Genomic DNA, 15,702 nt, shown 5'->3' on the forward strand with positions numbered 1-15,702 from the left:
TCGGGAGAGGAAGCCTCCCCGACACCCACCATCTCTTTCGCGCCAGGAAGGCGGACAGCATGGTTGCTCTTGTTCCCGCGGAGGCCCAGGGTGACGAGCGCGGAGCGTTCCTCAACTTCATCGAGGCCCAGCGGGCCGCGATCCGCCGCGCCGCCCTCGGTCTCACCGAGGAGCAGGCGGCGAGCCGCCCCAGCGCCAGCGAGCTCAGCCTGTCCGGGCTGATCAAGCATGTCGCGGAGGTGGAGCTGAACTGGCTCCGGCTGGCCCAGGGGCGCCCCAACGAGAAGCAGCGCTCGCGGGACACCTGGGGCGACGGCTTCCGGCTGGTCGACGACGAGACCGTGCCGGAGATGCTGGCCTTCTGGGCCGGCGTGGCCAAGGAGACCGAGGAGTTCGTCCGCTCCGCACCGAGCCTGGACGACACCTTCCCGCTGCCCCCGGCTCCCTGGTTCCCGAAGGACGGCCGGGTCTCGAACCGCTGGATGCTGCTCCACCTGGTCCAGGAGCTGGGGCGGCACGCCGGGCACGCGGACGTCATCAGGGAGTCGCTGGACGGGAAGGACTCCTTCACGCTGATCGCCGAGGAGGGCTGACCGGCGAGGAGGGCCGGCCGGCGAGGGAGGCTGACCCGGCGAGGGACCGGCGGGGAGGGCTGACCGGCGGGGAGGGCTGACCGGCGGGGAGGGCTGACCGGCGGGGAGGGGGGACGGGGAGGGCAGACGCGCGTACCTTAGTCAAAATTGACTAGGAGGTACCAGGATGTCAGCGATCCGGCTTCTCGTCCTCGGCGCGGTCCGCCAGCACGGACGGGCCCACGGCTACCAGGTCCGCAACGACCTGGAGTTCTGGGGCGCGCACGAGTGGTCGAACGCCAAGCCCGGCTCGATCTACCACGCGCTCAAGCAGATGGCGAAGCAAGGTCTGCTGCACGCGTACGAGATCGCGCCGAGCACGGCGGGCGGCCCGCCGCGGACCGAGTACGAGGTGACGGAGAAGGGCACGGAGGAGTACTTCGCGCTGCTGCGCGAGGCGCTGACCACCTACGACCAGAAGATGGACGTCCTGTCGGCGGGGATCGGGTTCATCGTCGACCTCCCGCGGGCGGAGGTCGTGGAGCTGCTGCGCGCGCGGGTGCGGGCGCTCGACGAGTGGCGCACCTCCGTCACCGAGTACTACACGCCGGAGGGCGGCCCGCAGCAGCTCGGGCACATCGGCGAGATCATGCACCTCTGGATCCACTCGTCGGACGCCGGCAAGGAGTGGACGCTCGGCCTGATCGAGCGGATCGAGGCGGGGGCGTACTCCTTCGCGGGCGAGGGCGGGGACCCCTTCGTGGGCGTGCTGGCCGAGGGTGAGGAGAACCCGTTCGCGACGGGCGACCCGGACCCGGAAAACGACTAATCAAGTTTGACTAATCGATCGAACGGGCATACCTTCATCGAGTGGTCAAGTTTGACTACTGGCTTGGAGGGCTGGAAATGACTGACGCGATCGTCGTAGCAGGCGCGCGGAAACGGTACGGCGACAAGTCCGCGCTCGACGGTCTCGACCTGGCCGTCGGTGCCGGCACGGTGCACGGCCTGCTCGGCCCCAATGGCGCGGGCAAGACCACGACGGTGCGGATCCTGGCCACGCTGCTGCGGCACGAGGAGGGCCTGGTGCGGGTCGCGGGCTTCGACGTCCGGACCCAGGCGGCCGAGGTGCGGCGCAGGATCGGGCTCCTCGGGCAGCACGCGGCCGTCGACGAGGAGCTGGGAGGCCGGCAGAACCTGGAGATGTTCGGCCGGCTGTACCACCTGGGAGCCCGGCGGGCGGGCGCGCGGGCCGACGAGCTCCTGGAGCGGTTCGGGCTCGCGGACACCGGCCGCAAGCCCGTCAAGCAGTTCAGCGGCGGCATGCGCCGCCGGCTGGACCTCGCGGCCTCGCTGATCACGGAGCCGGAGGTGCTCTTCCTGGACGAGCCCACGACCGGACTCGACCCGCGCGGCCGCGGCGAGGTGTGGGAGTCGGTGCGCTCCTTGGTGGGCGGAGGCACGACCGTGCTGCTCACCACGCAGTACCTGGAGGAGGCCGACCAGCTCGCCGACCGGATCTCGGTCGTCGACCACGGCCGGGTCGTCGCCGACGGCACGGCCGACGAGCTCAAGGCCAGGGTCGGCGGCGACCGCATCGACGTCGTCCTGCGGGACGGACGGCGGCTCGCCGAGGCGACGCGCCTGCTGCCCGTGCCCGGTGCCGAGGTGACGGTGGACGCCGACCGACGCCGGATCAGCGCCCCCGTCACCGACCGGATGGCGGCCCTGGCCGAGACCGTACGGGCCCTGGAGGCGGCCGGGATCGAGGCGGAGGACATCGCCCTGCGGCGGCCGACCCTCGACGAGGTCTTCCTGCATCTGACCGGCGACGCACAGGACGAGGGCGCGGACGACGCGCGCGGCGAGAAGGCGGAGGCGGCGGCATGAGCGTGGCGTACGTGATGAGCGACTGCTGGACGATGACCCGGAGGGAACTGGCCCACTGGGCGCGGCAGCCGGTCGTGATGCTGGTCGGCCTGGTCTTCCCGGTCATGATGCTGCTGATGTTCGGCTATCTCGTCGGCGGTGGCCGGGGGATCGAGGGCGACTACGTCGACTACCTCGTGCCCGGGATGCTCACGCTGACGATGGTCTTCGGTCTCGAAGGCACGATGACCGCCGTCACCCAGGACCTGAACAAGGGCGTGATCGACCGCTTCCGCTCGATGCCGATGGTCGACGGCGCGGTGCTCGTGGGGCGTTCGGCGGCCGACATGCTCCAGTCCGCGGCCGGCCTGGTCGTGATGGTCGGCGTCGGGTACGCGATCGGCTGGCGGGCGCACGGCGGATTCGGCGCCTTCCTCGGGGCCATGGGACTGCTGCTCCTGCTGCGCTTCGCGATGCTGTGGATCGGCATCTTCCTGGCGATGGTGGCGGGGCGGCCGGAGCTGGTCATGGCCGTGCAGATCCTGGTCTGGCCGATCGGCTTCCTCTCCAACGCGTTCGCCGCGCCCGGGTCCATGCCGGGGTGGCTGGGGGCGGTCGTCGAATGGAATCCGATGTCGGCGACCGCGACGGCGGTACGGGACCTCTTCGGCAACCCCGGAGGGGAGCCGGGGCACGTGATGGCCGCGGTGGTGTGGCCGCTGCTGCTGCTCGCGGTCTTCTTCCCGCTGGCGGTGCGGAAGTTCAGGCGGCTGAGCGTCTAGGGGGAACCGCGACCGGTCGAGCGGTGTACCTAGGGCAGACGGTTCACCGCGGACCGGGCGAGGGGACGGGGGACGTGCGATGCGCAGGCTCGGTGGAGTGGCCGGCGCCGTCGTGGCGCTGGTGCTGACGGCTTGTACGGGCGCGGGGGCGCCGGGCCCCGGACCGGCGGGCTCGGGGGCTTCTTCGGCTGGGGGGTCTTCGGGCTCGGGTTCCTCGGGTCCGGGGTCCTCGGGCTCGGGTTCCTCGGGTCCGGGGTCCTCGGGCTCGGGCTCCGAGGGCCCGGGTGCGCCCGGAGCCTCGGGTGGAGGCGGGACGGCGGGTGCCGGTGCCGGGGCGTCGGCCGTCCCGCCGCCGCGGATACCGTCCGGGCGGCAGCTCCCCGGCTGGTCGCACTCCCTGGGATTCGCCTCCGACGGCAGCGGGTTCGCCCTGCTGGCCGACTGCGTGACGGACGAGCGGGTCCCGGAGGACGGCTTCTGCAGGCAGCGTGTGGCCGTCCTCGACCGGGGCGCGACGAGCTGGGTGCTGCGTGGCTCCCCCCTTCCCGAGACACGGGGGACGGAGGGCATCTCGTCGAACCTGCTGGCGCTCGGGCCGGGACGTGCCCTGATCGAGGAGGGCGGCGCGGAGCCGGAGAAGCGCCGGGCCTGGTTCACCAGGGACGGCGGGCGCAGCTGGCGCGTCGGCGATCCGCGGACGGTCGGGGTGACGGAGGCGATCCCGGCCGGGGCCGTGCTCACCACCGACTGCGCGCGCCCCGCAGGGGCGCAGGTGGACGACTGCGTCCGGCAGCGGCTGGTCGTGATCTCCCCGGAGGACGGGCGGCGGCGCGCCCTCGCCGAGCAGCCGTTGCTCGGGGCGCGTCCGAGGCCGGCCGAGGTGGCGGAGCCCGACGGCTCGTGGTGGGTCTCGGGGACCGACCCGCTGTCGGGGCGGGCCGCCGTCGCCGTGTCGCGGGACCAGGGGCGCAGCTGGTCGGTGAGCCGGCTGCCGAGCCCGACCTCCGAGCCCGGCTGGTACACGGCGGTGGCGGTCGGCCGGTCCGTCGTCTACGCGGCGGAGATGGGGGAGTTGAAGGGCGGAGACCCCGTCAAGAACCCCATGCGGGCGCTGCACCGCTCGCTGGACGGCGGCCGGACCTGGCAGCGCATGTGGACCACGGGGCCGACGACCGAGCCCCGCACGCTCCTCGGGATGCCGGTGCCCGGACCCGATGGCCGGGTGCTGATCGGAGCCGAGGACCGGGAGTACGTGAGCCTCGACGGCGGCATCGGGTTCCGCCCCTCGGGCGGGGGCTCGACCTTCACCCGCCGCACGCCCCTCGGGCTGCTCCGCCACAGCACGGGCTGTCTCTACGGGATATCCGTGGACGGCGAGCGCTGGGCGGAGTTCGCCCTGGCCTGTGAGGACGAGACGCCCTGACGAGCGGTCAGTGGTGGAAGGAGGTGGCCGCGGCCTTGTCGTGGCTCAGTGGATGCGGCTGGCTGCGCAGTTCGGGCAGCAGGCGCTTGAGGTCCTCCATGAACAGCTCGGCGAGGTCGGCGGAGAAGCCGTTGCGGCAGACCACGCGCAGGACGGAGAGATCCTCCCGGTTGGCGGGGAAGGTGTACGCCGGTACGAGCCAGCCGTGTTCGCGCAGGCGACGCGAGACGTCGAAGACGTCATAGGCGGTGATCTCGGGCGCGGTGGTGAAGGCGAAGACGGGCAGCTGATCTCCCCGGGTCAGGAGCCGGAAGTCGCCCAGCGCCTCGATCCGTTCGGCGAGCCCCCGTGCGACGTCCCGGGTGGTCTGCTGGACCGCCCGGTAGCCCTCCCGGCCCAGCCGCAGGAACGTGTAGTACTGCGCGACGACCTGGGCACCCGGCCGGGAGAAGTTGAGGGCGAAGGTGGGCATGTCGCCGCCGAGGTAGTTGACCCGGAAGACGAGCTCCTCGGGGAGTTCGGCGGGCGAGCGCCACAGCGCCCAGCCGACACCCGGGTAGACCAGGCCGTACTTGTGACCGGAGGTGTTGATCGAGGAGACCCGGGGCAGCCGGAAGTCCCAGACCAGGTCCTCGTCCAGGAAGGGGGCGACCATCGCGCCGGAGGCGCCGTCGACATGGACCGGGATGTCGAGGCCGGTCCGTTCCTGGAGGGCGTCGAGGGCGGCGCAGATCTCGGCGACGGGCTCGTAGGAGCCGTCGAAGGTCGAGCCGAGCACGGCGACCACGCCGATGGTGTTCTCGTCGCAGAGTTCGGCGGCCGACTGCGCGTCCATGTGGAAGCGGTCGCCGTCCATGGGCACGAGGCGCGCCTCGACCTCCCAGAAGTTGCAGAACTTCTCCCAGCAGACCTGGACGTTGACGCCCATCACCAGATTGGGCTTGGCGCTGCCCGGATAGCGGTCGGCGTTCCTCTTGCTCCAGCGGCGCTTGAGGGCCATGCCGGCGAGCATGCACGCCTCGCTGGAGCCGGTGGTGGAACAGCCGACGGCGGCCGAGGGGTCCGGGGCGTGCCAGAGCTGGGCGAGCATCGCCACGCAGCGGCGCTCCAGTTCGGCGGTGCGCGGGTACTCGTCCTTGTCGATCATGTTCTTGTCACGGCACTCGGCCATCAGCACACCGGCCTGGGGCTCCATCCAGGTGGTGACGAAAGTGGCCAGGTTGAGCCGGGAGTTGCCGTCGAGCATCAGCTCGTCGTGGACCAGCTGATAGGCGCTCATGGGCGGCAGCGGGCCGTCGGGGAGCCGGTGGCGCGGCGGCGCCTCGGTCATGCCGCCGACCGGGTCGGTCGCGTAGAAGGGATTGATGGAAAGGTGCCGGTCCGGCTCCGGCTCGGCGTCGGCGGGACCCTTGTGCAGCGGCATGGGATTCCTTCCAGGGGTGTTCAGTGCAGAGAGGTGCCCGAATCGTCCAGTTCGAGCTGGGGCCGGCCGGTGACGACCAGCCAGGCGGGCAGGGTGGCCAGACAGAGCAGGGCGAGCAGGGAGGGCGAGGAGGCGAGCACGGCGGCGACGAAGAGGCTCAGCCAGCCCTGCCGGGTGGTCGCCAGCAGCACCCCGAGCACGGCGGAGGAGACGGCGACGGCCGGGTGGATCTCGGGGACGAGGGCCTGGGCCAGCAGGCCGAAGGCGGCCCCGATGAAGACGGCGGGGAAGATCCGGCCGCCGACGAAGCCGCAGGAGGAGGCGACCAGCAGGGCGACGAGCTTGACCACGGCCATCTTGGCCAGCTCGCCCGAGGACCAGCCGCCGATGTTCGCGGTCAGTTCCTTCATCTCGTCCAGGCCCTTGAAGAGCGTCAGGGACCCGCCGAGCACGCCCAGCAGGCCGAGGACCAGGCCGCCGACCGGCAGCCTCAGCATGGGGTGCTTCAGCCGGTGGAAGGCCCGGTGGACGTAGGGGAGGCCGTAGCAGCAGAGGAGGCCGAAGAGGGCCGCGACGGTGGCGACGACCATCGCGGCGAGCAGGTCGCCCCATCCCGGCTCGGGCAGCGGCGGCAGGGACAGGTCGAAGCTGGGGTGCGCCAGGAGTGTCGTGGTCATCGACCCGGCCCCGGCGGCCATCAGCGGGGCGAAGAGCCGGTCCCACAGGGAGCCCTGCCCCTGGCCCGGCTTGTGGACCAGGGCCTCGGAGATGACCAGCGCCGCGGCGACCGGGGTGCCGAAGAGGGCGCCGATGGTGGCGGAGGAGGCCAGCACGACCCAGAACGCTCCGGGCACGGACGGTGCCGCCTTGCGGCCGAGCCAGTAGGCGAGCGCGCCGTTGGCCACGATGATCGGGTTCTCCGGGCCGAGGCTGACGCCGCCGGCCAGGGTGAGGGTGCCCGCGATCAGCAGCCCGGGGACCACCATCGGTGACACCGGGGCGCTGTCGAGTCCGCCCTCCGCCGGATCCCCTCCCGCGTGCCCGGGAACCTTCCAGATGACGAGCCCGACCGCGATCCCGGTCGCGGTGAGCATGACGATCATCCAGAGGGCGGAGAAGTCCCCGATGCCCAGTGCGCCCGGAAGGGTGTCCCACAGGACGTCCTTGAGCTCCTCGGACAGCCACTCGATGGCGAGGAACAGCAGACTGGCGCCGACCCCGATCACGAGGGCGGGCAAGACCTGCGGCAGCAGAGCTCGTGCGGGCGACCGGGGGGCGGGGGGCGGGGGCCCGGACGACGGGTTATCGATGGCCACCGCCCCACCATAGGGGTACAAATGCCGCATAACACCCCGAGAGTTGGGGGTGTCGCCGTCCGTTCAGGCGCGAGGAGCGATGACGGCCGCCGTGCCGTAGGCGCAGACCTCCGTCCCCACGTCGGCCGCCTCCGTCACGTCGAAGCGGAACATCAGCACGGCGTTGGCCCCGCGCGCCTTCGCCTGCTCGACCAGCCGTTCCATCGCCTGGTTACGGGTCTCCACCAGGGTCTTCGTCAGACCCTTCAGCTCCCCGCCGATCATCGACTTCAGGCCCGCGCCGATCTGGCTGCCCAGATGCCGGGAGCGCACGGTCAGGCCGAACACCTCGCCGATCACCTGCCGGACCTCGTAGCCGGGAACGTCGTTCGTCGTGACGACCAGCACGTCGGGCTGCGGTCCCTGACCGCCCCCGTACTCGTCGATGCCCATGAGCATCCACCTCCTGGCCCCCAGCCTCGGCCCGGCCGTCCCCCCTCGCATCCCGGAGAGGACCGGTGGGAGCATGGAACCCGGGGCCGTAAGAAAGCGTTGATACTTTGGGGCAGCCGTCCCACGCCCCCCTCACACGCAGGAGCCCGGAACCCGTGAACACGCTTGCCCTCGGACCGAGCTGGCTGGACCCGGATTATCTGATCCAGACCTTCGGCCTGATCGGTGTCCTCGTCATCGTCTTCGCCGAGTCCGGCCTTCTCATCGGGTTCTTCCTGCCCGGCGACTCGCTGCTCTTCACCACCGGCCTGCTGGTCACCACCGGCAAGCTGGACACGCCCCTGTGGATCGTCTGCACGCTCATCGTGGCCGCGGCGATCATCGGCGACCAGGTGGGCTACCTCTTCGGCCGCAAGGTCGGCCCGGCCCTCTTCAAGCGCCCCGACTCCAAGTTCTTCAAGCAGGAGAACGTGGAGAAGGCCCACGAGTTCTTCGAGAAGCACGGCCCGAAGTCGCTGATCCTGGCCCGCTTCGTCCCGATCGTGCGCACGTTCACGCCGATCATCGCCGGTGTGAGCCGGATGAACTACCGCTCGTTCATCACGTTCAACATCATCGGCGGCGTGCTCTGGGGCGCCGGCGTCACCATCCTCGGCGCCTCCCTCGGCAAGATCGACTTCGTGCACGAGCACATCGAGGCGATCCTCATCCTGATCGTCCTGATCTCCGTGGTCCCGATCGTGATCGAGTACCTCCGCGCCCGCTCGCAGTCCAAGAAGGCCCGCGCCCAGGGCGACCAGGGCGACCACGACACCCCCACCGAGCGCGGCCGCCACGCCAAGCGCTAGCCGGCGGCCCGGTGCCCGTCCGACGGACGGGCACCGGGCGCCCCGGGCCGGACGCCCGCCCGGCCCGCACCCCGCCCGGCAAGGCCAAGTGCGCCCCGCCCGGCAAGGCCAGTCGCACCCCGCCCGACAAGGCCCCGCTGAGCCGCGCCCCGCCTAGAAACCACGCGTACGCTTCGCGGCCCGGCGGGCCGCCGCGGCGCCCGGGGCCTGCATGAAGAGGCGGGCCAGCTCGCCTCCCAGGTTCACCCCGATCGCGATCGCCAGCGCCAGGGCCGCCGCCTTGGCCAGATTGGCGAAGCCCTGGTCCAGGTTGTTCTGGGCGATCGACAGCACCCCGAAGTACGTCGCCGAACCCGGCAGCAGCGGTCCGATCGCCGCCGTCACGTACGGCAGCGACGAGGTGTGCTCGTACCGGGCGATCAGCTGCCCGAAGAGGCCCACCAGGCCGGCCGCCACCGCGGTCGCCATCACTGCGGAACCGTTCGCCGTCACCGCGATCGACGCGTAGATCACCCAGGCCACCCCGCCGTTCAGCGTCGCGAACAGCACCGTCGCCCGCGACTGCTGCAAGAGGATCGCGAACGTCGCGCACAGCACCATCGCCGCCAGGATCTGCACCACCGGCCGCTCGACCAGATCCAGCGTCCCCTCGGGGTTCAGCTGCGCGTCGAACTGCACGGCGACGTACAGCACCGACAGCACACCCACCACGATCGCCACGAAGAAGTACCCGACCTCCAGGAGCCGGGCCGAGGCCGTGATGTAGAAGCCCGTCAGACCGTCCTGGACGGCCGCCACCAGCGCCCGTCCGGGGATCAGGGCGAACAGACCACCGGTGATGACCGCCGAGGGCCGCAGATCGGCGTGCAGCAGCGTCAGCAGCACCCCCATCGCGGCCGGCGGCATCGCCGCCACCAGGAACTGGTAGAACTCCGGCAGCCCGCGCCCCGCGCACAGCCACGCCAGCCGGTCGCCCAGCACCGCGCCCAGCGCCGCCACCAGGAAGACCGTGAGGCCACCGCCCAGCAGCACCGAGGCCGCACCCGCCAGCACACCCGCGGCCGACGTCAGCACCCATCCCGGGTACGGGTGGCGGTTGCGTCGGATCTCCGCGAGCCGCCGGTACGCCTCCTCCGGCGTGACGTCGTGCTCCTCCGTGTTGATGTCGGCCAGCAGCTGGTAGACCGCCGCCAGCCGGGTGTAGTCCGTGCCCCGGCGCCGTACCGTCCGGTTCGCCGTGATCGGATCGTCCACCAGCGACGGCTGGTACGTGATCGACAGCAGTGTGAACGTCACCGTCGGCTCGCACCGGTCCAGACCGTAGCTGCGGCAGATCGCGAACATCGCCGCCTCGACGTCCTCCGCGCCCTCCCCGCCTGCGAGCAGCAGTTCACCGATACGCAGGGTCAGGTCGAGCACACGGCCCACCGCGGGCCCCGCCTCGTCCTCCACCTTCCGCTTCTCCGGCACCGGCCGGTCGCCCACCGGAAGTCGCAGCATGGTCCGCATCCGGTCCTGCCACGGCGCGTCCTTCGACAGCCGCACCATCGGCAGGCCATGGGCGGGCGTGAAGGCCGGCGGCGCATGCTTCGCGGAGTACGTGGAGGGCGGCGCGAACGCCGAACCCTCCGGCTCCGCGGGCGGCTCAGGGGCCAGCCCCTCGGGAACGGCGAACTCGGAGGTCGGATGCTCCTCCTCCGGGACCACCGGCTGCTCGACCCCCGCCGGCGGCGCGAAGGCGCTGCGCGCCTCGTCCGACTGCGGCTTCCGGTCCTCCGGGCCGTCCGCCTCCACGACCACTGTCTTCGCCCTCACTCCCATTCGCGCCGTCTGCCCAGTATGGGCACGGGCATACGACAGCACGCGAGACGGGCGGCGCACCCGTAGGTGCACCGCCCGTCACAACTTCAGCGAAGACCCACTCAGTGGGCGCCGCCCTGCGCCTCCAGGCGCTTGTAGGAGGCCTCGATCTCGGCCTCGGCCTCGGCGCGGCCGACCCAGTCGGCGCCCTCGACCGACTTGCCGGGCTCCAGGTCCTTGTAGACCTCGAAGAAGTGCTGGATCTCCAGGCGGTCGAACTCCGACACGTGGTGGATGTCGCGCAGGTGCTCGACACGCGGGTCCGACGCGGGGACGCAGAGCAGCTTGTCGTCGCCGCCGGCCTCGTCCGTCATGCGGAACATGCCGATGGCGCGGCACTTGATCAGGCAGCCCGGGAAGGTCGGCTCGTCCAGGATGACCAGCGCGTCCAGCGGGTCGCCGTCCTCGCCGAGGGTGTTCTCGACGAAGCCGTAGTCGGCCGGGTAGCTGGTCGAGGTGAAGAGGCGACGGTCCAGGCGGATACGACCCGTCTCGTGGTCGACCTCGTACTTGTTCCGCGACCCCTTCGGGATCTCGATGGTGACGTCGAACTCCACGGGTGGCTCCTCCTGAATCAACACATGTGAATGCCTGCGGCAACGCGCAGTGATTAAGTGTCCCTCACGCCTGTGTGTGATCGCGAAAGGGGCTGGTCAGCAATGCCGGAGCCGAGGACGTGGCAGGTCACGGCCGGATCTGCCGTGCTCGGTCTGGCCCTGGCCGCCGGAGCGGTTTCCGCCGCCGGCCCGTGGGACAACGGCCAGCGTAAGGCCGAGCGGGCCCGCGCGGCCGCCACGACCCCGACAGGTGGCGCACATCACGCGGAATCCCGGCCCCCGGCGGGCCCGCAGCTGCCCGCCCCCGCCCCGAGTGCCGCCGGGGTGCTCCGGGCGCTCGACGCCCCGGCCGCCGGCCGCCCCGGCGACCTCGCCACCACCCTCGTGCCGCTCCTCGCCGACCCCGGCCTCGGCACGCTGCGCACCGCCTCGGTCGTCGACGTGGCCACCGGCAAGCAGCTCTTCGGAGAGGGCGCCGCCACCCCCATGACCCCGGCGTCCACCATCAAGATCGCCACCTCCGTCGCGGCGCTCTCCGCCCTCGGACCCGACCACCGCATCCCCACCACCGTCGTCGCCTCCCCCGACGGCCGCACCGTCACCCTCGTCGGCGGCGGCGACCCCACCCTGGACCGCACCCGCCTCAAGGCCCTGGCCGACGGCACCGCCCGTGCCCTCAAGGACCGGGGCGTCACCGGCGTACGGGTCGCCTACGACACGAGCCTCTACCAGGGCCCCGCCCGGCACCCCATAGGCCCCAACGACAACATCGCCCCCGTCAGCGCCCTGATGCTCGACGAGGGCCGCCTGGACCGCTCCGACCGCGGACCCGCGCCGCGCACCCCGGACCCGGCGGGAGACACCGCCGACGCCTTCGCCGAACTCCTCGGCAAGGCCGGCGCCAAGGTCCAGGGCGCCCCCACCCCGGCCCGCGCTCCCAAGACACCCCAGCGCCCCGAGGCCACCAAGGACCCCCAGGCGGGCCAGGGCCCCAAGGACGGCACGGACCGCGCCACCACCCTGGCCCGTACCGAATCCGCCCCGCTCTCCGCCCTCGTCGAGCGCACCCTCACCCACAGCGACAACGACCTCGCCGAAGCCCTCGCCCGGCAGACCGCCCTCGCCCACGGACAGCCCGCCGGCTTCGCGGGCGCGGGCAAGGCCGTACGCGACGAACTCACCGCCCTCGGCCTCCCCACCACCGGAGCCCGCTTCGCCGACGGCAGCGGCCTCTCCCGCGACGACCGGATCTCCGCCGCGCTGCTCACCGGCCTCCTCACCCGCGCGGCCGACCCCACCCGCCCCGCACTGCGCCCGGTCCTCACCGGCCTGCCCGTCGGCGGCTTCAGCGGCACCCTCGAAGGCCGCTTCGACACCGCGCCCGCCACCACCGGCGCCGGCCTCGTCCGCGCCAAGACCGGCACCCTCACGGGCGTGAACACCCTCGCCGGAACCGTCGTCACCGCCGACGGCCGGCTCCTCGCCTTCGCGTTCCTCGCGGGCCGGACCCCCTCCCCGTACCAGGCGCAGCCCGCCCTCGACCGGCTCTCCGCCGCCCTCGCCCCCCGAGCCGGAACCGCACCGAACCTGCCCTGATCGGGCCCCGAGAACGTACGGTTGACGCATGACGAGCATCGGTGGAGCCGAGATGGTCGACTGGAATCTCGCGGTCGCGACCGCGACCCGACTGGTGAAGGCGGGCCCCGAGGTCAGCCGCGACGAGGCCCGCGACGTCGTCGCGGAACTCCGCCGGCACGCCAAGGCGTCCGAAGAGCACGTACGGGCCTTCACCCGGATGATCCCCGAAGGCCACGAACCACGGGACACCCCCGTCCTCGTCGTGGACCGGGCCGGCTGGATCAGGGCCAACGTCGCCGGCTTCCGCGAACTGCTCTCCCCGCTCCTCGGCAAGATGCAGGAACGCCGCTCCAGCACCCCCGGCGGAACCGTGCTCGGCGCGGTCGGCGGCAAGGTCACCGGCGTGGAGCTCGGCATGCTCCTGTCGTTCCTCGCCTCCCGGATCCTCGGCCAGTACGAGACCTTCGCCCCCGCCACCCGCGAATTCCCCGCCGGGGACAACGGCGGCGGCCGCCTCCTCCTCGTCGCCCCCAACATCGTCCACGTCGAGCGCGAACTCGCCGTCGACCCCCACGACTTCAGGCTCTGGGTCTGCCTCCACGAAGAGACCCACCGCACCCAGTTCACCGCCGTCCCCTGGCTTCGCGACCACCTCCAGGGCGAGATCCAGTCCTTCCTCGGCGCCACCGAGGTCGACCCCTCCACCGTCGTCGAACGACTGCGCGAAGCCGCCCAGGCCCTCGCCGGCGGCCGCCCCGAGGGCGAGGAGGGCGAGCCCGGCCCCTCCCTCGTCGAACTCGTGCAGACCCCCGAACAGCGCGAGATCCTCGGCCGCCTCACCGCCGTCATGTCCCTCCTCGAAGGCCACGCCGACTACGTCATGGACGGCGTCGGCCCCCAGGTCGTGCCCTCCGTCGCCGAGATCCGCGAGAAGTTCCAGCAGCGCCGCGCCCGCGGCGCCTCCCGCCTCGACCTCGCCCTGCGCAAGCTCCTCGGCCTCGACGCCAAACTCCGCCAGTACCGCGACGGCGAACGCTTCGTCCGCGCCGTCGTCGACGAGGTCGGCATGGACGGCTTCAACCGCGTCTGGACCTCGCCGAACACACTTCCCACCAAGGCCGAGATCGCCAAGCCCGCCGACTGGGTCGCGAGGGTGCACCGTAGGGCAGACTCGTGAGACGGGTGCGGCGTACGACGGAAGAACACACCACCAATCACCCATCCGAGGGACCCTAGGCAACGGGTGGGGCGTGCAATGCTCGGGTAACGGCCAGGTTCTGTCACCATCGACGCACTCTGAGTGACCGAAACCCCTCTTCCGACCGTTAAGACTCCGACCGAGGCACCCCACCCCATCACGAAGGGCACCGGACATGGGTCCCCATCCTGCGGTCGCGGCGATACGCCTGGCGGTCCGCCGCGTACTCCACGACGTCATCACCGAGCACCGGACAGACCCCGCCGCGACACCCGGCGAGCACCCCCTCGTGCTCGTCGCCTGCTCCGGCGGCGCCGACTCCATGGCGCTCGCCTCCGCACTCGCCTTCGAGGCCCGCAAACTCGCCGTCCGCGCCGGCGGCGTCACCGTCGACCACGGCCTCCAGGACGGCTCCGACCAGCGCGCCGCCGAGGTCACCGGACGCATGGCCGCACTCGGCCTCGACCCCGTCGAAGCCGTCGCCGTCACCGTCGGCCGCGAAGGCGGACCCGAGGCCGCCGCCCGCGACGCCCGCTACGCAGCCCTCGACGCCGCCGCCGAACGCCACGGCGCCACCGCCGTCCTGCTCGGCCACACCCGCGACGACCAGGCCGAAACCGTCCTGCTCGGCCTCGCCCGCGGCTCGGGCATCCGCTCCCTGTCCGGCATGGCCGCCGTCTCCGGCGCCGCCGGCCGCTACCGCCGCCCCTTCCTGGAGCTCGACCGGCAGACCGTCCGCAAGGCCTGTGTCGCCCAGGAACTGGCCGTCTGGGACGACCCCCACAACACGGACCCCGCCTACACGCGCTCCCGGCTCCGCCACGAGGGACTCCCCGCCCTGGAGAAGGCCCTCGGCAAAGGCGTCGTCGAAGCCCTCGCCCGGACGGCCCAGCTCTCCCGCGACGACGCCGACGCCCTCGACTCCTGGGCCGCCGACGCCGAGACCGCCGTACGCGACGAATCCGGCCGGCTCGAATGCGCCAAGCTCTACGGACTCCCGCCCGCCGTCCGCCGCCGCATCCTGCGCCGCGCCATGATCGCCGAAGGCGCGCCCGCCGGATCCCTCTTCGCCCGCCACATCGAAGAGGTCGACCGGCTCATCACCGGCTGGCGCGGCCAGGGAGCCATCAATCTGCCCGGCCGCGTCGAGGCACGACGGCAGGGTGGCAGACTGGTCATTCGGCAAGGCTGACGCAAGCTGCAACGAAAGTGACCCGGGTGAACGAGAAGGACATGGGCACCGACCTCAAGTCGGTGCTCATCACCAAGGAAGAGATCGACGCGAAGCTGGCCGAGCTGGCCGCGAAGATCGACGCGGAGTACGCGGGCAAGGACCTGCTCCTCGTCGGCGTCCTCAAGGGCGCCGTGATGGTGATGGCGGACCTGGCGCGTGCGCTGTCCACCCCCGTCACCATGGACTGGATGGCCGTCTCCTCCTACGGCGCCGGCACCCAGTCCTCCGGGGTCGTCCGCATCCTCAAGGACCTCGACACCGACATCAAGGGCAAGCACGTCCTGATCGTCGAGGACATCATCGACTCCGGCCTGACCCTGTCGTGGCTGCTGTCGAACCTCGGCTCGCGCGAGCCGGCCTCCCTGGAGGTCTGCACCCTCCTGCGCAAGCCGGACGCCGCCAAGGTCGCGATCGACGTGAAGTGGATCGGCTTCGACATTCCCAACGAGTTCGTCGTCGGCTACGGCCTCGACTACGCCGAGAAGTACCGCAACCTCCCCTTCGTCGGCACGCTCGCGCCGCACGTCTACGGGGGCTGACACACGGGAACCCGTACCGCCCTCCCGCCGTTGGAGCAAGGGAAGGCGGTCACGGGTCCCCGTGCTGAGGT

15 protein-coding genes are annotated in these 15,702 nt (G+C 71.9%); 10 read left to right on the forward strand and 5 right to left on the reverse strand.

What is annotated here, in order from left to right; translation table 11 throughout:
* Positions 1-59 precede the first annotated feature (59 nt).
* The 5 genes from AB0D99_RS21780 (at position 60) to AB0D99_RS21800 (ending at position 4,646) form a co-directional block, all read left to right on the forward strand.
* Positions 60-593 (forward strand): DinB family protein, encoded by a 534-nt coding sequence (locus AB0D99_RS21780; protein WP_362364457.1) that lies wholly within the window; start codon positions 60-62, stop codon positions 591-593.
* 166 nt (positions 594-759) lie between these two features.
* Positions 760-1,401 (forward strand): PadR family transcriptional regulator, encoded by a 642-nt coding sequence (locus AB0D99_RS21785; protein ID WP_362364460.1) that lies wholly within the window; start codon positions 760-762, stop codon positions 1,399-1,401.
* A gap of 77 nt (positions 1,402-1,478) precedes the next feature.
* Positions 1,479-2,462, forward strand: coding sequence for an ATP-binding cassette domain-containing protein (locus AB0D99_RS21790; protein ID WP_362364463.1), 984 nt, complete (start codon positions 1,479-1,481; stop codon positions 2,460-2,462).
* A complete protein-coding gene (locus AB0D99_RS21795) occupies positions 2,459-3,223 on the forward strand; it encodes an ABC transporter permease (protein ID WP_362364467.1) in 765 nt (254 codons plus the stop codon). Before AB0D99_RS21790 ends, AB0D99_RS21795 begins: the two co-directional genes overlap by 4 nt.
* Before the next feature lie 445 nt (positions 3,224-3,668).
* Positions 3,669-4,646, forward strand: a complete 978-nt coding sequence (locus AB0D99_RS21800; protein ID WP_362364470.1) for a sialidase family protein — start codon at positions 3,669-3,671, stop codon at positions 4,644-4,646.
* Positions 4,647-4,653: 7 nt separating this feature from the next.
* Here AB0D99_RS21800 and AB0D99_RS21805 read toward each other — a convergent pair whose 3' ends face one another.
* The 3 genes from AB0D99_RS21805 to AB0D99_RS21815 are packed head-to-tail and all read right to left on the reverse strand — an operon-like array spanning position 4,654 to position 7,817.
* Positions 4,654-6,069 carry a glutamate decarboxylase gene (locus AB0D99_RS21805; RefSeq protein ID WP_362364473.1) on the reverse strand — a complete coding sequence of 472 codons (1,416 nt, stop codon included), beginning with the start codon at positions 6,067-6,069 and terminating at the stop codon, positions 4,654-4,656.
* Positions 6,070-6,089: 20 nt separating this feature from the next.
* On the reverse strand, positions 6,090-7,415 hold the full coding sequence (locus AB0D99_RS21810) for an ion channel protein (protein ID WP_362364476.1): 1,326 nt from the start codon (positions 7,413-7,415) through the stop codon (positions 6,090-6,092).
* 33 nt (positions 7,416-7,448) lie between these two features.
* Complete coding sequence (locus AB0D99_RS21815) at positions 7,449-7,817, reverse strand: YbjQ family protein (RefSeq protein WP_362364479.1); 369 nt, start codon at positions 7,815-7,817, stop codon at positions 7,449-7,451.
* Between the two features lie 155 nt (positions 7,818-7,972).
* On the opposite strand from AB0D99_RS21815, the gene AB0D99_RS21820 reads away from it, so the two are divergent.
* Positions 7,973-8,665, forward strand: a complete 693-nt coding sequence (locus AB0D99_RS21820) for a VTT domain-containing protein (RefSeq protein WP_362364482.1) — start codon at positions 7,973-7,975, stop codon at positions 8,663-8,665.
* Between the two features lie 153 nt (positions 8,666-8,818).
* On the opposite strand, the gene AB0D99_RS21825 is transcribed toward AB0D99_RS21820, so the two are convergent.
* Complete coding sequence (locus tag AB0D99_RS21825; RefSeq protein WP_362364645.1) at positions 8,819-10,465, reverse strand: threonine/serine exporter family protein; 1,647 nt, start codon at positions 10,463-10,465, stop codon at positions 8,819-8,821.
* A gap of 122 nt (positions 10,466-10,587) precedes the next feature.
* Positions 10,588-11,082 (reverse strand): inorganic diphosphatase, encoded by a 495-nt coding sequence (locus AB0D99_RS21830; protein ID WP_003968257.1) that lies wholly within the window; start codon positions 11,080-11,082, stop codon positions 10,588-10,590.
* Positions 11,083-11,184: 102 nt separating this feature from the next.
* On the opposite strand from AB0D99_RS21830, the gene dacB reads away from it, so the two are divergent.
* The 4 genes from dacB (at position 11,185) to hpt (ending at position 15,631) form a co-directional block, all read left to right on the forward strand.
* Complete coding sequence (dacB, locus tag AB0D99_RS21835) at positions 11,185-12,678, forward strand: D-alanyl-D-alanine carboxypeptidase/D-alanyl-D-alanine-endopeptidase (RefSeq protein ID WP_362364485.1); 1,494 nt, start codon at positions 11,185-11,187, stop codon at positions 12,676-12,678.
* Between the two features lie 28 nt (positions 12,679-12,706).
* Positions 12,707-13,837, forward strand: coding sequence for a zinc-dependent metalloprotease (locus AB0D99_RS21840; RefSeq protein ID WP_362364488.1), 1,131 nt, complete (start codon positions 12,707-12,709; stop codon positions 13,835-13,837).
* 196 nt (positions 13,838-14,033) lie between these two features.
* A complete protein-coding gene (tilS, locus tag AB0D99_RS21845; RefSeq protein WP_362364491.1) occupies positions 14,034-15,050 on the forward strand; it encodes a tRNA lysidine(34) synthetase TilS in 1,017 nt (338 codons plus the stop codon).
* Between the two features lie 41 nt (positions 15,051-15,091).
* On the forward strand, positions 15,092-15,631 hold the full coding sequence (gene hpt / locus AB0D99_RS21850) for a hypoxanthine phosphoribosyltransferase (protein WP_362364648.1): 540 nt from the start codon (positions 15,092-15,094) through the stop codon (positions 15,629-15,631).
* Positions 15,632-15,702: the final 71 nt, after the last annotated feature.

It is taken from the genome of Streptomyces sp. NPDC047971 (genome assembly GCF_040653355.1).
GTDB lineage: Bacteria > Actinomycetota > Actinomycetes > Streptomycetales > Streptomycetaceae > Streptomyces.

Coding starts and splice junctions, on each gene's coding strand:
- AB0D99_RS21810 (WP_362364476.1), bottom strand. CDS start 7,415: ATGCGGCATTTGTACCCCTATGGTGGGGCGGTGGCCATCGATAACCCG.
- tilS (WP_362364491.1), top strand. CDS start 14,034: ATGGGTCCCCATCCTGCGGTCGCGGCGATACGCCTGGCGGTCCGCCGC.
- AB0D99_RS21790 (WP_362364463.1), top strand. CDS start 1,479: ATGACTGACGCGATCGTCGTAGCAGGCGCGCGGAAACGGTACGGCGAC.
- AB0D99_RS21795 (WP_362364467.1), top strand. CDS start 2,459: ATGAGCGTGGCGTACGTGATGAGCGACTGCTGGACGATGACCCGGAGG.
- AB0D99_RS21780 (WP_362364457.1), top strand. CDS start 60: ATGGTTGCTCTTGTTCCCGCGGAGGCCCAGGGTGACGAGCGCGGAGCG.
- dacB (WP_362364485.1), top strand. CDS start 11,185: ATGCCGGAGCCGAGGACGTGGCAGGTCACGGCCGGATCTGCCGTGCTC.
- AB0D99_RS21815 (WP_362364479.1), bottom strand. CDS start 7,817: ATGGGCATCGACGAGTACGGGGGCGGTCAGGGACCGCAGCCCGACGTG.
- AB0D99_RS21805 (WP_362364473.1), bottom strand. CDS start 6,069: ATGCCGCTGCACAAGGGTCCCGCCGACGCCGAGCCGGAGCCGGACCGG.
- AB0D99_RS21840 (WP_362364488.1), top strand. CDS start 12,707: ATGACGAGCATCGGTGGAGCCGAGATGGTCGACTGGAATCTCGCGGTC.
- hpt (WP_362364648.1), top strand. CDS start 15,092: ATGGGCACCGACCTCAAGTCGGTGCTCATCACCAAGGAAGAGATCGAC.
- AB0D99_RS21785 (WP_362364460.1), top strand. CDS start 760: ATGTCAGCGATCCGGCTTCTCGTCCTCGGCGCGGTCCGCCAGCACGGA.